Genomic DNA, 14307 nt, shown 5'->3' with positions numbered 1-14307 from the left:
AGCGGAGCATCAGTCCACTTTGATGTTGGCCGCCTTGATGACCTGGGCCCACTTGTCTACTTCGGCTTTCTGGAACGTGGCGATCTGGGCCACGCTCATGTCGGCAGGCTCCATGCCAAACCCCTTGAGGCGGGTCTGCATGTCGGGCTGGGCGAGGATCTTGCGGATCTCGTCGTGCAGGCGGCTCACCACTTGGGTGGGCGTGCCCGCCGGCACAAAAATCGCCTGCCAGGACTGCACCTCGAAGTCCTTGAGCTCGGCCACACCCGACTCCGCCACCGTGGGCACGTCGGGCATGGAGGCCAGGCGCTTGGGCGATGTGACGGCAATGGCGCGCAGCTTGCCGCTCTGGATGTGGGGTGCGGCCACCACCGTGGTGTCAAACATCATGTCCACCTGGCCGCTGATCACGTCCTGGATCGCGGGGCCGCTGCCCTTGTAGGGGATGTGCGTGAACTTCACGCCCGACTTGTAGGCCAGCAGTTCCACCGCCAGATGCTGCGAGCTGCCGGTGCCAGCGGACGCGGACGACAGGCCGCCCTGCTTGCCCTTGGCGGCCGTCAGCACGTCCTTCAGGGTTTTATAAGGGCTGTTGGCCGACACCACCAGCACCACCGGGTTGGTGCCGATCAGCGTGACGGGGCTGAACGACTTGATGGGGTCGTAACCCAGCTTGGGGTACAGGCTGATGTTGATGGCATGCGAGCTGACCGTGCCACCCAGCAGCGTGAAGCCATCCGGGGCCGAGCGCGCGGCGGCCTCCGAGCCGATGCTGCCAGCCGCACCGCCCTTGTTCTCCACCACCACCGTCGTGCCCAGGGCTGTGCCGAGTTGCTGGCCGATCAGACGGGCCAGGGTGTCGGTGGTGCCACCGGCGGCAAAGGGCACCACGTAGCTGATGGCTTTGCCGGTGGGCCAGGTGGTCTGGGCCATGGCGGGCAGCGCCATCAGCGCGCCTGCAGCTGCCAGCGCTGCGGATTGGACCAGGGTTCTGCGTTGCATGTGTTTGTCTCCTAGGGGCAATGAAAAAAGGGGGCAAAGAGCGAGGGCGCCTGCAGAGGCCGTGTTGTCGGTGCAGCCTGTGAACGCGCGCCCTTACTCGCTCAGGGCATATCGACGATCTCGATCCAGTTGGGGTTCTTGCCCACCGGAACGCGGGTGGGCACACCGGGAAGGCCTGTCGCGGGGTCAATGGGGTGCAGTGCGACGTGGTGCGACTCCTGTCCCGCAGCGATCAGGAAGCGGCCAGACGCGTCCACTGCAAAACCGCGCGGCGTCTTTTCGGTGGGCACATGCCCCAGGGGCTGCAGCTGCCCGGTGGCGGCATCGACGCGAAATGCGCTCAGCGTGCTGGACGTGCGCTCCGACGCATACAGCGTGCGGCCATCGGGCGATAGGTGAATGTCGGCGGCCCAGGGCTTGCCCGCAAAACCTGCGGGCAACGCCGTGGTGCGCTGCAGCGGGCGCAGCGTGCCACGCTCCTTGTCGTAGGCCATCACATGCACGGCCGCATCCAGTTCGTCAAGCAGATACAGGTGGCGCTGGTCGCCGCTCCAGACAAAGTGGCGGGGGCCGGACTTTTCGGGCGCCACGGGGGTCAGCGCGGGCTCGTGGGCGGTGAGCTTGCCGGTCTCTGCATCAAACTTCCAGGCCGAGAGGTGGTCGCCACCCAGGCTGGTAGCAAAGACATAGCGGTTGGCTGCGTCCGCGTGGATGGCGTGCGCGTTGGGCGCAGTGGGGATGAGCTGCTGCACCGCTCCCACGGCACCGTCCTTGCCAATGCTGTTGACCGTGATCTTGTGTCCGGGGTAGGAGGCTGCGAACAGCCAGCGCCCGGTGGCGTCGGTGTCGATATTGGCCATGCTGTCGGCCAACGGCGCCTCGCCCAGCTTGCGCAGCTTGCCACTCACCGGGTCAATGGCCAGGCTGACCACCCGAAACGGCTGTGAGCGCAATGCCACGTAGAGCACGCGCTTGTCCGGGCTGACGGCCATGGGCATGGCAGCGCCGCCCAGTGCCGTGGTGTCCACGGGCTTGAGCGTCCCGGCGGCGCGGTCCAGCTCCAGCACCGACACATCCTGGCTGTCTGCATTGGCTACGTACACCCAGGTGGCTGCCTGTACCGCCTGTACGCCCAGCGCGGTTGCGACGGCCAGCATCACGGGCGCGACGCGGTGATGGATACGAAATGGGATGCTCATGCTCGGTCCCCTGGTAATGCCTTCGGCTGGACTGCGACTCTGAAGCGCGCCCGCCAGTGAGGCTGTGGTGGTTCTGCTGCGCCCGGAGACGCCATTCGCATGGCGATTCATTGCTGCAGCATCGTGTAATTGTGATATGTCGTCATACAACAAGGAATGCATTCTGACCCATCTTCAGCGCTGACAGAGAAAGGGATTACCCGAGGTCACGTACAACCTTGAAACACCCGCCAGTCAACAATCTCTGGACTTTTTTGGACCAGAAATCTCAGTACAAACCCTGAAATCCACCTAAACATGCACTGAATGGCACCGGCATGGATTGCATATTTTTCGATCTAGTTGTACGATGACTAACAACACAAACACACGGAGACATTCCATGAGCCTGCAACGTCGCGCAATTCTTCTGGCCTGCACTGCCGCTCTGGCGGCAGCTTCTGCCACGGCCCAGACCGCTGAATGGCCTGCCAAGACACTGCGCATCGTGGTGCCCTACCCACCAGGCGGCAGCTCGGACATCATTGCGCGCTCGATCAGCCAGGCGCTGTCCGAATCGCTCAAGCAGAGCGTGATCGTCGAGAACAAGCCCGGCGCCAATGGCAACCTGGGTGCCGACTTTGTGGCCAAGGCCGAGCCCGATGGCTACACCATGCTGCTGTGTGATGTGGGCGCGCTGGCGATCAGCCCCTCGGTCTACACCAAGCTGTCGTTCGACCCCTCCAAAGACCTGCGCGGTGTGACCATGCTGGCCTACTCCCCCCACCTGCTGGTGGTGCACCCCTCGGTGCCGGTCAACAACCTCAAGGAGCTGATCGCCTACTCCAAGAAGAACGAGCTGAACTTCGCCGTGACGGCCACCGGCAGCGCTCCCCACCTTGCCGGCGTGGCGCTGGAGCGCGCCAGCGGCGCACGCTGGCAGTACATCCCCTACAAGGGCGGCGTCACCGCGATTCAGGACACCGTGGCCGGCCAGACCCAGGTGCTGATGAACGGCATGCTGGCCACCCTGCCCCAGGTACAAAACGGCAAGCTCAAGGTGCTGGGCGTTTCCAAGTCCACCCGCATGCCGCTGATCGGTGACGTGCCCACGATTGCCGAGCAGGGTGTGGCCGGCTACGAGTCCGGCACCTGGCAAGGCGTGCTGCTGCCACGCGGCACACCCGATGCGGTCGTGCAAAAGCTCAACAAGGCGCTCATCACTGCCATCCGCGCACCCGAGATCCGCTCGCGCCTGGCCGGCCAGGGCGCCGAAGTGGTGACCATGACCTCCACCGAACAGGACCAGTTCTTCGCCAAGGAACGCGCGCGCTGGGCCAGCGTGGTGAAGGCCGCCAACATCAAGCTCGACTGAGCGCCGCAGACACCCGTTTCATTCACCATCCTCTCCCGCTGCAATGACCATGACCCCGCAAGAACTCAAAACCATCATGGGCTCCGGCCTGCTCTCGTTCCCCATCACCGACTTCGACGAGCAGGGCAACTTCCGCCCCAAGACCTACATCGAGCGCCTGGAGTGGCTCGCCCCCTATGGCGCCAGCGCCCTGTTTGCCGCCGGTGGCACGGGTGAGTATTTCTCGCTCTCGGGACCCGAATACAGCGAGGTCATCAAGACGGCCGTGGATACCTGCCGGGGCAAGGTGCCGATCATTGCCGGGGCCGGTGGCCCCACCCGCACGGCCATTGCCCATGCCCAGGAGGCCGAGCGCCTGGGCGCCCATGGCATCCTGCTGTTGCCGCATTACCTGACCGAAGCTGGCCAGGAAGGCCTGATCGCCCATGTGGAGCAGGTCTGCAAGAGCGTGAAGTTCGGTGTGATCGTCTACAACCGCGACCGCACCAAGCTCACGGCCGAGTCCCTGGCCATCCTGGCCGAGCGTTGTCCGAACCTGGTGGGGTTCAAGGACGGTGTGGGCAACATCGAGACCATGTCTTCCATCTACATGAAGATGGGTGACCGCTTTTCGTACCTGGGCGGTCTGCCCACGGCGGAGGTGTATGCCGCTGCCTACAAGGCGCTGGGCACGCCGGTGTATTCGTCGGCGGTGTTCAACTTCATCCCCAAGACGGCGATGGAGTTCTACAAGGCGGTGGCCAGCGATGACACGGCCACGCAGCACCGGCTGCTCAAGTCGTTCTTCATGCCGTACCTGGCCATCCGCAACCGGGTGGAGGGCTATGGCGTGTCGATCATCAAGGCGGGGGCACGCATCGTGGGCCATGACGGCGGGCCGGTGCGGGCGCCGCTGACGGACCTCAAGCCCCACGAGATGGAAGAGCTCAAGGCGCTGATTGACAAGCTCGGGCCGCAGTAAGCGCGGCCTGGCGCAGGGCCTGGTTCACCAGGCCCTCGTTTTTTGCTCCCATTGCAGACACCCCTACACCCCGGGCCCGGCCGTGCACAGGTCCGGAGGCAGTCGTGGCACGCCCATTCCCAAAACCCCAACACAACAACGGAGACAGACAAAATGTTCAAGCAAATCGTTCTCGCCGCGGCCGCTGCCGTGACCATTGCCGCGCTCGCAGGTTGCGCCACGGGTGCGGCAGCCACAGCCTCCTCGGCATCGACCGAACAGGCAGTGGCTGCCGCCGCAGAAAAGCTGCGCGTGGCCATGATCGACCCCACGCCCGCTGCACTGACCGCCCTCGTCGCCGACGACCTGAGCTACGGCCATTCGGGCGGCCGCGTGGACACCAAGGACAGCTTCATCGGCGACCTGATCGCTGGCAAGTCCGACTTCGTGACCATCGCCATCACCGACCAGACCATCAAGGTGGTGGGTAACACCGCCATCGTGCGCCACACCCTCACGGCCGACACCAACGACTCGGGCAAGCCCGGCAAGGTGCAGATCAAGATCCTGGGCGTGTGGCAACAGCAAGGTGGCCAGTGGAAGCTGCTGGCGCGCCAGGCCGTGCGCGTCGCGGCATGATGTAGACACATCGGGGCGGCTGTGTGCCGCCGTATGCCGCCCCTTGCATTTTTTGGCACTGTTGCCCCACGAAACCATGACCACGACTCCCCCTCGCATCCTGCAAATCGGCCGCCTGCCCCTTCCTGCACTGGAAGTCGAACTGGCTGCCCATTACAGCGTCGCCTGCCTGGCCGACCAGACCGATCCGGCGGCTTTTCTGGCGTCGCACGGTGCGGAGTTCACGGGGGTGGTGACCACCGCAGCCATCGGCCTCAAGGGCGAAGTCATTGCGGCATTGCCCAACCTTCGGGTCATCAGCAGTTTTGGCGTGGGTTTTGATGCGCTGGACATCGATGCAGCCAAGGCCCGTGGTGTGCAGGTGGGCTACACACCCGGCGTGCTCAACGACTGTGTGGCCGACATGGCGTTTGCGCTGATGCTGGATGTGTCACGCCACGTGGCCGCCAGCGACCGTTTTGTGCGCCGTGGTGAATGGCCGAAGGCCAGATACGCACTGGGCACCCGCGTGTCCGGCAAGCGGCTGGGCATCGTGGGCATGGGCCGCATCGGGCAGGCCGTGGCCGAGCGTGCGAGCGGCTTTCGCATGGAGGTGGGGTACCACAACCGCCGCCCGGCGCAGGAATGCGCACTGCCCTACTTCGAGTCGGTGACCGCGCTGGCGCAGTGGGCCGACTACCTCGTGCTCACCGTTGCAGGTGGCGCCGCAACGCGCCACCTCGTCAACCGCGATGTACTGGAGGCCTTGGGCGCCAACGGATTTCTCATCAATGTGGCGCGTGGCACTGTGGTGGACGAGGCGGCACTGATCGATGCGCTGACCGAGCGCCGCATTGCCGGCGCCGGGCTGGACGTGTTTGAGAATGAACCCAGCGTGCCCGCCGCGCTGATGGCGCTGGACAACGTGGTGCTGACCCCGCACACCGCCAGCGCCACCCACGAAACCCGCCGCGCCATGGCAGACCTGGTGCTGGAGAACCTGGCATCCTTCTTTGCGACCGGCACCGTGCGCACGCCGGTGCCGGGCACGCCGGGCGCTTGAGCCCGCCACGGCGCCCTGTGTTACACGGCTGCCCTCACAGGGAGGGTGTGGAGCAGCTCAGCGTGTCACTTCACGCGGTCGCGCGAGATGTCCATGATCATGCGCGTGGCGAGGTACAGACGCGGCACGATGGTGTTGATCTGCACGTACTCCGCATCGTTGGAGTGCGCGCCGTAGCCCGACAGGCCCATGCCCTCCACCACCGCGCCCTTGGTCTTGAGCGCCGCAAACGCTGCGTCGGTGCCGCCGCCCGTGGCTTTCTCCACCACATTGAGCGACATCCCCAGCTCCTGGTAGATGACCTTGCCGTAACCCGCCACGCGGCGGGATGCGTCGCTGGCCTCCAGCGGCGGGCGGCGCACTTCAAACTTCACATCCACCTTGGATGCGGGCAGCAGCTTGCTCTTGACCTTCTCTTGCAGGCCTTTCTCCAGCCCGTCGAAATCGGCCACACGCAGCGCGCGCGCATCGGCCTGGGCCGTGGCTTCGGCCGGAATCACGTTGCGGTTGGTGCCCGCCTTGGACACCGTCCAGTTCAGCTTGAGGCCCTCGTCGGTCTTGGACAAGTCCTTCATTTGCAGCAGCTGGTGCGACAGCTCATACAGCGCGTTCACGCCATCCTCGGGCTTGGCCCCGGCGTGCGACGCCTTGCCCTGCACCGTAAGGTAGGCCGCCCCAATGCCGCTGGTGGCCAGGCGCAGCGTGCCGTCGGTGCCGCCGCCTTCGAACGACAACACCACGTCCTGCTCAGACGCCACACGGGTGATGGTGCTGCGCCAGCCGGGAGAGCTGATTTCTTCGTCGCCGTTGATCAACACAGTGAGCGTGCCGTAGTCCTTGAAGTTGAGCTTTTGTAGCAAGGCCACGGTGTGGATGATGAGCGCGATGCCCTGCTTGTCGTCCGAGATGCCAAGGCCATAGGCCTTGTCGCCATCGATGCGGAAAGGCTGGCCCTTGAGCATGCCTTTCAGGTACACCGTGTCCATGTGCGCGATGAGCATGATCTTCTTGCTGCCCGTGCCCTTGAACACGGCCTGCACAGCAGGGCCCACCTTCTCGGGGGTGTCGTCCAGGCGGTAGATATCGCTGGTTTGCAGCACGTCCACCGTGCCGCCCAGTTGCTTGAGCTGGCTGGCAATGCGCTCGGCGATCTGATTCAGGCCTTCGATGTCCTTGCTGCCCGACTCGATATGCACCAGGTCGCGCAGGGTGTCGAGCAGCGGCTGCTGCTCCTTCTGGGCCAGCGCATGGACATCAGCCACCGGCGCAGCGTGGGCCACGGCGGCGGCAAACGCCAGCGCCAGCGAGGCCATCAGGGGGCGGACAAACGAAGGGGCTGAGTGTGGGCGGCGCTGCGGATGGTGCATGGTGCAAAGGCTCGGTGAAGGAATGAGGAAAGCGATTATGGAGTCTTGCAACACCAATTTCAAACACTGATCCTCCTTGCAATGTTTCGGTCAGCGCCTGCGCGCCAGACTCAGCCCGCAGGCGCAAACACCTCGGGGCCCAGTCGTGACTTGTGGCCCCGGGGTTCGAACAGCCACATGCCATACAGCGGCAGAGATTCCGCCAGTCGCAGGGGCGCCACCAGCGTGGACGCGCCGCCCAGCAACGCAGGGTGCGGCACAACCGCCAGCAGGTCGGACTGCGCCACCAGGTGCAACAGGCTGGCAAAGTCGGGGCAGCGCACGGACATCTTGGGCGCGGGCATGCGGCGCACACGGTGCGCTTCCGTCAGCACATCCACCGGCCCGCTGACACTGGGCCCCACACACGCCCACGCGGCGCCCTGCAGTTGCGCCAGTGACCGAGCCTGGGCCATAGGGTGGCCTTTGCGCGCATAGACCTGGGGATGCAACTCGTACAGGCGCCGCTCCACCACGTCAGGATGCGCAAACTTGCGCGGCTTGGGGGCAATGACCGCATCAAATCGCTGCTGCAGCAGGCCTTCCAGCAGACTGCCTTCATCGGCCGTCGCCATCTCCAGCGAGCGCCGGGCATTGGGCAGGCACCAGCTGGCATACAGCAGCGGTCCACAGACCAGCGCCGCTGAAGACGTGAGCCCCACCCGCAGCAGATGGCGGTCTGCCGCAGCCACTGACGCGCGGGGCAGCGCCTCAACCCCTTGTGCCAAGGGCAGGGCCTGCGCGGCTACGGCCCGGGCCAGATCGGTGGGCACATGGCGGCGCCCCTCGCGCACCAGCAAGGGCTGCGCGAAGTGGGCTTGCAGCGCCTTCATGCCATGGCTGATCGCAGGCTGCGACACGCCGCAGGCCTTGGCCGCCAAGGCGAACGAGCCCTTTTCGATGACCGCGTGGAGGTATTGCAGGTAGCGCAGATACATAAACACCTTTTATGTATAAGCCACCATTGTCTCTTGTCGTGCGGCGCGGAGTTGGCGAAGCTACGCACTCCACTCCGCGCCCTTTGCATCGCCACGTATGAGCCACACCCCCATCGACACCGTCCGCACCTACCTCGCCCACCTGCACGCCAGCCACACCGACGGGTTGATTGCCTGCTTTGAAGACGATGGCGTGGTGCATTCGCCCTTCCTGGGCACCATGCGCGCGAGCGACTTTTTCCAAAAGCTCGCCCAGGCCTCCAGCCGCAGCGTGATCACCGTGCTGGATCTGTTTGTCTCCGCCCAGCCAGACAACGGCGGCGCCGTGCGGGTCGCCGCCTACTTCCGCTACGACTGGACCTTGAACGATGGCCGCGAGGTGACTTTCACCTGCGTGGATGTGTTCACGTTCGACGCGGGCAGCACCCGCATCCGCGACATGAACATCGTCTACGACACCCACCCGCTGCGCGAAGAAGTGGGCGACAAGTACGCGCCTGAGCCAGTCACAACAACTCCACGCCCTTGAGCGTGACAAAACTGGTCTCGCGCGTCACCTGCACAAAGTCCTGCAGATACGGCTTGGCCGACAGGCTGGGCAGGCAGGCGGCGTGCAGCTCGCCGCGCAGGCCTTTTTCACCGATGGGCCGCGCCGTCACATAGCCCCGGTCCAGGTAGCTCTGCACCGCCCACAGCGGCAGCGCCGCCACGCCGCGCCCGCTGGCCACCAGCTGCAGCATGGCCACCGTCAGCTCGGTGGTGCGGCGCGGGGGGCGCACGCCGGCGGGCTCCAGCACCTGGCGGATCAGGTCCAGCATTTCGTCGGGCACGGGGTAAGTGATGATGGTCTGGCCGGCGAAGTCCTGCGCCACCAGATGCGGCTTGGCCACCAGCGGGTGCGTGTTGGCCAGCAGCGCGCGGATCTCGAAGCCAAACAGCGCGTGATAGTCCACGCCCGCCTCGTCGGCATCCACCTCGGACACGATCGCCACATCGGCCCGGCCCTGGTGCAGCAGGCCCACGGGGTCGGCATGAAAGCCGCTCACGATGTCCAGCTCCACCTCGGGCCAGCGGGTGCGAAACGCGTCCATCGCGGGCATCAGCCAGTCAAAGCAGGTGTGGCATTCCACCGCAATGCGCATCTGCCCGCCCTGCCCCAGCACCAGGCGGGCAATGTCGCGCTCGGCCCCTTCCACCTGCGGCAGCACGGCATCGGCCAGCGCCAGCAGGCGTTCGCCCACGGCGGTGAACTGCGGTGGCACCGATTTGCGCTCAAACAGCGGCTGGCCGTAGCGGTCTTCCAGCAGCTTGACCTGGTGCGACAGCGCCGACTGCGTGAGGTTGAGCAGCTGCGCGGCCCGCACCAGGCTGCCGCTGTCACGCAAGGCCACCAGCGTGCGCAGATGGCGCACTTCCAGAATCGACTGGTTCATTATTAATTTTCAAGTTGAACTACCAAAACTTTCGTTTGAATAATAAACGAGCCCGCGCGACCATCGGTGCCTTCATTGCATTGCTCCATTCAGAAGAAGGAAATCACCATGTCGCTCGCCGCTCCAACCACCCGCCGCCCCGTGCTCACGCACACCCTGGGCTTTCCGCGCATGGGGGCGCAGCGCGCGCTGAAGTTCGCGCTCGAATCCTTCTGGCGCAGCGACAGCACCGAGGCTGAATTGCAGGCCACCGCTGCCCAGCTGCGCCAGCAACACTGGCAGGCGCAGGCCGATGCGGGCCTGGGATTTGTGACCGTGGGCGACTTTGCTCTGTACGACCATGTGGCCAACCACATCCAACTGCTGGGCTGCGAGCCTGCGCGCTTTGGCTTTGATGCCCACACGCCCGAGCTGGCGCGCTACTTTGCTATGGCCCGGGGCGTGTCGGCCCAAGCTGAAAACCACCAAGGCTGCAGCGCCGGTTGCACAGCCCAGCACCACACCACCGGCCAACCCGCGCTGGAGATGACCAAGTGGTTCGACACCAACTACCACTACCTCGTGCCCGAGTTCAGCGCCCACACCCAGTTCCACCTGGCCAGCGAGCGCCTGTTTGCCGAGGTGGCCGAGGCCCAGGCACTGGGCCACCGCGTCAAGGCCGTGCTGTTGGGGCCGCTGAGCTTCTTGTGGCTGGGCAAATCCAAGGCGACAAGTTTTGACCGCTTCAGCCTGCTCGCGCAACTGCTGCCGGTGTACGAGGCCGTGCTGGCACGCCTGAAGGCCCAGGGCGTGGAATGGGTGCAGATCGACGAGCCCATCCTGGGCCTGGACCTGCCCGACGTGTGGCGCCACGCCTTTGAGCCCAGCTACTGGCAACTCGCCCGCAGCGCGCCCAAGCTGCTGCTGGCCACCTACTTCTCGCCGCTGGCCGAGAACCTGCGCCTTGCCTGCCAGCTGCCCGTGGCCGGCCTGCATGTGGACGCCGTGCGCGCCCCCGGCGAGCTGGTGGGCGTGGCGGACTGGTTGCCTTCGCACAAGGTGCTGTCGGTAGGCATCGTGGATGGCCGCAACATCTGGCGCACTGATCTGGATGCGGCGCTGCAAAAGCTGCGGCCCGTGGCCGACAAGCACCAGGGCGAGCTGTGGCTGGCACCATCATGCTCTCTGCTGCATGTGCCGTTCAGCTTAGAGGCCGAAACGCAGCTGGATGGCGAGGTGAAGTCCTGGCTGGCGTTTGCGGTGGAAAAACTGGACGAAATGCGTGTTCTGTCTACCGCCTTGTCGCAAGGCGAAGCGGCGGTGGACGACGAACTGCACGCCGCCCGCACCGCCCTGGCCGCGCGCCGCGCCAGCCCGCGTGTGCACCGCGCCACCGTGGCGGCCCGCATTGCCGCGGCCGCGCCAGGGGCCGACCAGCGCGCCAGCGCCTTCCCTGCCCGGCAAAAGGCCCAGCGCGCACGGCTGAAGCTGCCGCTGTTGCCCACCACCACGATTGGCTCGTTCCCGCAGACGGCGGAGATCCGCGCGGCCCGCGCCGCCTTCAAGCGCGGGGCACTCGATGCCGCCCACTACCAACAGAAGATGGAAGCTGAAATTGCCCTGGCCGTGCGCAAGCAGGAAGCGCTGGGCATTGACGTGCTGGTGCACGGCGAGGCCGAGCGCAACGACATGGTCGAATACTTTGGCGAGCAGCTCGACGGCTTTGCCTTCACCGCCAACGGCTGGGTGCAAAGCTATGGCTCGCGCTGCGTGAAGCCGCCCATCATCTACGGCGACGTGGCCCGCCCCACGCCGATGACCGTGGCGTGGACGCAGTACGCGCAGAGCCTCACCGCCAAACCCATGAAGGGCATGCTCACCGGCCCCATCACCATCCTGCAGTGGAGCTTTGTGCGCGACGACCAGCCGCGCGCCACCACGGCCGACCAGATCGCCTGGGCGATCCGCGACGAGGTGTGCGACCTGGAAGCCGCCGGCATCGCCATCATCCAGATCGACGAGCCCGCCATCCGCGAAGGGCTGCCGCTGCGCCGCGCGGGGTGGAAGAGCTATCTGGAGCGCGCCACGCGCGCCTTCCGCATCAGCGCCAGCGGCGTGCGCAACGATACGCAGATCCACACGCACATGTGCTACAGCGAGTTCAACGACATCCTGCCCGCCATCGCGGCCATGGATGCGGATGTGATCACAATTGAGACGAGCCGCTCGGACATGGAGCTGCTACAGGGGTTCGGTGATTTCCGCTACCCCAACGAGATCGGCCCCGGCGTGTACGACATCCACTCGCCCCGCGTGCCCGACGTACAGGAGATGGCCGCGCTGCTGGAAAAAGCCGCCGAGGTCGTGCCCGTGGAGCACCTGTGGGTGAACCCCGACTGCGGCCTCAAAACCCGGGGCTGGCCCGAGACCGAAGCCGCCCTGCGCCACATGGTGCAGGCCGCTCAGGAAGTGCGCGAGCGGCTGCTGGAAGAGGCGGCCTTGGCCTGACGGCCCCCCGGTTCAGCCAGCAGCGCGCTTGATCTCGGCCAGCTTCACCAGCACCTGCAGCGCGTGGTTCAGCGGCGTCGGCACGCCCAAGGCGGCGCCGCGCTTGACCACATAGCCATTCAGGTGGTCGATCTCGGTGGGCTTGCCCCGCGCCAGGTCCTGTGCGGTGGACGAATACTGGCCGGGCATGGTGCTGGCAATGCCGCGCACCGCCGCCTGCACATCGCCCGGAATCGTCACTCCGTCAGCAGCCGCCACCGCCAGGCACTCGGCCACGATGTCGGCAATCACCTGCGTCACGCCGGGCACCTGCACCAGAGGGCCGTAGGGCTGCTGCGCCAGGGCCGACAGCGCGTTGTAGGCGCTGTTGAGCAGCAGCTTGGCCCAGAGCGCGCCGCGCACGTTGTCTGACACCTGGGTGGGAATGCCCGCCGCCGTGAGCTGGCGGGCCACCTCGTCGCTGCGCGGCGAAGGTGCGATCACCAACTCGCCCCGGCCATGGTGCACCACGTGCCCGGGGCCGCCCATGGCAGTAGCCACATAGACCACCGCGGCTGCCACGGGGGTGCTGGCGTCCAGCACGGCGCGCACGCGCTCGTCGTTGTCCACACCGTTCTGCAAGGTCAGCACCAGCGCGCCAGGGGCCAAATGTGGGCGGATCTGCTGCGCGGCGTCTTCCGAGTCGGACGACTTCACGCAGAACAGCACCACGTCCGCGCCGTGCACCGCGCTGGCCTCGGTGCTGGCCGCCAGGGGCACCTGCACATCCATCGCCGCCGTCTGCAGCCGCAGACCGTTGTCACGCACGGCCAGCACGTGGGCGGGCCGCCCGATGAGCGTGACGGCATGACCCGCCCGGGCGAGCAAGGCACCAAAGTAGCAGCCCACGGCACCCGCGCCCATCACGGCAAAGCGCAGGGGCGGTGCAATGTCCAAGGCAGTGGGCAGGGAGGCAGACGAATCAGCAGAAGCGGTCATGGCGGTGTCCCGGTGGGCAAGTCACAGAAGGGGCGGTCAACAAGGCGCCTCACTATATCGGCGGTAGCCTGCGCACCAAAAATCAAGGTTTTTTGGGCTGATGCGCTAGTCGAACATGCCTTATCAGCTATCAAATACGTAGCAAATTGACATTCTGCAAGGCTGCTTGCAGGGGCGCACTCCCTTCGCTCGCGCCATTTTCAGCACCGCGAAGCCCCGTCCGTTACCTCCCGTTCGTGGGCTCCCACCCCGCTCAAAGGCCCCTCTTCAGTGTCAGGAATTTAATCAATGCAAAGACAATAATTGTCTAGTCAATTAAATTTCCCACCCATGTCAGCCCCTCCCGAACCCAGCCAAGCCCCCGCGTTCTATAACGCCGAGCACTACGACCCCAGCAAGCTGGTGCCCGAAAACAGCGTCGGCTACCTGATGCGCAAGGTGATGTCGTCCATCCGCACGCAGGCCGATGCCCAGCTGTCTTTGCACGAACTCACCTACGCCCAGTGGCTGCCACTGTTCAAGTTGTCGCTGTGCGAGACCGCGACCGTGGCCAGCCTGGCGCGTGACCTGGAGACCGACCCGGCCTCCATGACCCGGTCGCTCGACCGCATGGAAGCCAAGGGCCTGGTGGTGCGGGAGCGCTCCACCGTGGACCGCCGCGTCGTGCAACTCAGGCTCACACCGGAAGGCCAGCGCATTGCAGCCCTCGTGCCGCCCGTGCTGGCCGACGTGCTCAACGGCCACCTCAGCGACTTCAGCCATGACGAGTGGCAGCTGCTGCTGTCCATGCTGCGCCGCATGCTGGCCAACGGCGAAGCGCTGCGCCAGCAGCCCCCCTCACCCACCGAACCCGCAGCCGGTTGACCCCGCCCTGTTGCCCTGCCCCCTG

At 65.7% G+C, this 14307-nt stretch carries 13 protein-coding genes; 7 read left to right on the top strand and 6 right to left on the bottom strand.

Annotation, left to right across the window (positions count from 1 at the left end):
* Positions 1-9: 9 nt before the first annotated feature.
* Complete coding sequence (locus ASC83_RS11895; RefSeq protein WP_056062540.1) at positions 10-1002, bottom strand: tripartite tricarboxylate transporter substrate binding protein; 993 nt, start codon at positions 1000-1002, stop codon at positions 10-12.
* A gap of 101 nt (positions 1003-1103) precedes the next feature.
* Positions 1104-2201 (bottom strand): beta-propeller fold lactonase family protein, encoded by a 1098-nt coding sequence (locus ASC83_RS11890; protein WP_056062538.1) that lies wholly within the window; start codon positions 2199-2201, stop codon positions 1104-1106.
* Positions 2202-2583: 382 nt separating this feature from the next.
* Between ASC83_RS11890 and ASC83_RS11885 the strand changes: the two genes are divergently transcribed.
* The 4 genes from ASC83_RS11885 (at position 2584) to ASC83_RS11870 (ending at position 6176) form a co-directional block, all read left to right on the top strand.
* Positions 2584-3555 carry a tripartite tricarboxylate transporter substrate binding protein gene (locus tag ASC83_RS11885; RefSeq protein WP_056062533.1) on the top strand — a complete coding sequence of 324 codons (972 nt, stop codon included), beginning with the start codon at positions 2584-2586 and terminating at the stop codon, positions 3553-3555.
* A 49-nt stretch (positions 3556-3604) separates the two neighbouring features.
* The gene (gene kdgD / locus ASC83_RS11880) at positions 3605-4516 is read left to right on the top strand and encodes a 5-dehydro-4-deoxyglucarate dehydratase (protein ID WP_056062529.1); all 912 of its coding nucleotides are present in this window, start codon (positions 3605-3607) and stop codon (positions 4514-4516) included.
* 153 nt (positions 4517-4669) lie between these two features.
* Complete coding sequence (locus ASC83_RS11875; RefSeq protein WP_056062526.1) at positions 4670-5134, top strand: nuclear transport factor 2 family protein; 465 nt, start codon at positions 4670-4672, stop codon at positions 5132-5134.
* Between the two features lie 76 nt (positions 5135-5210).
* The gene (locus ASC83_RS11870; RefSeq protein WP_056064978.1) at positions 5211-6176 is read left to right on the top strand and encodes a 2-hydroxyacid dehydrogenase; all 966 of its coding nucleotides are present in this window, start codon (positions 5211-5213) and stop codon (positions 6174-6176) included.
* Between the two features lie 65 nt (positions 6177-6241).
* Here ASC83_RS11870 and ASC83_RS11865 read toward each other — a convergent pair whose 3' ends face one another.
* Positions 6242-7543, bottom strand: coding sequence for a M20/M25/M40 family metallo-hydrolase (locus ASC83_RS11865; protein WP_056062523.1), 1302 nt, complete (start codon positions 7541-7543; stop codon positions 6242-6244).
* Positions 7544-7653: 110 nt separating this feature from the next.
* Entirely contained in the window at positions 7654-8520 is an 867-nt protein-coding gene (locus ASC83_RS11860) for a LysR family transcriptional regulator (RefSeq protein ID WP_056062521.1), read from the bottom strand.
* A gap of 97 nt (positions 8521-8617) precedes the next feature.
* Here ASC83_RS11860 and ASC83_RS11855 point away from each other — a divergent pair, with 97 nt between their 5' ends.
* The gene (locus tag ASC83_RS11855) at positions 8618-9049 is read left to right on the top strand and encodes a nuclear transport factor 2 family protein (protein WP_056062519.1); all 432 of its coding nucleotides are present in this window, start codon (positions 8618-8620) and stop codon (positions 9047-9049) included.
* On the opposite strand, the gene ASC83_RS11850 is transcribed toward ASC83_RS11855, so the two are convergent.
* A complete protein-coding gene (locus ASC83_RS11850) occupies positions 9027-9953 on the bottom strand; it encodes a LysR family transcriptional regulator (protein WP_056062517.1) in 927 nt (308 codons plus the stop codon). The genes ASC83_RS11855 and ASC83_RS11850 overlap by 23 nt on opposite strands.
* A gap of 108 nt (positions 9954-10061) precedes the next feature.
* Here ASC83_RS11850 and metE point away from each other — a divergent pair, with 108 nt between their 5' ends.
* Positions 10062-12440: a 5-methyltetrahydropteroyltriglutamate--homocysteine S-methyltransferase gene (gene metE, locus ASC83_RS11845; protein ID WP_056062514.1), complete on the top strand. Its 2379-nt coding sequence runs from the start codon at positions 10062-10064 to the stop codon at positions 12438-12440.
* A gap of 12 nt (positions 12441-12452) precedes the next feature.
* On the opposite strand, the gene ASC83_RS11840 is transcribed toward metE, so the two are convergent.
* Positions 12453-13418 carry a ketopantoate reductase family protein gene (locus ASC83_RS11840; protein WP_056062511.1) on the bottom strand — a complete coding sequence of 322 codons (966 nt, stop codon included), beginning with the start codon at positions 13416-13418 and terminating at the stop codon, positions 12453-12455.
* Between the two features lie 330 nt (positions 13419-13748).
* Between ASC83_RS11840 and ASC83_RS11835 the strand changes: the two genes are divergently transcribed.
* On the top strand, positions 13749-14282 hold the full coding sequence (locus tag ASC83_RS11835) for a MarR family winged helix-turn-helix transcriptional regulator (protein WP_056062509.1): 534 nt from the start codon (positions 13749-13751) through the stop codon (positions 14280-14282).
* The last annotated feature ends 25 nt before the right edge of the window (positions 14283-14307 follow it).

This window comes from Acidovorax sp. Root402, assembly GCF_001425125.1.
Taxonomy (GTDB): Bacteria; Pseudomonadota; Gammaproteobacteria; order Burkholderiales; family Burkholderiaceae_C; genus Acidovorax; species Acidovorax delafieldii.
This window is presented reverse-complemented; position numbering and strand designations above follow the sequence as displayed.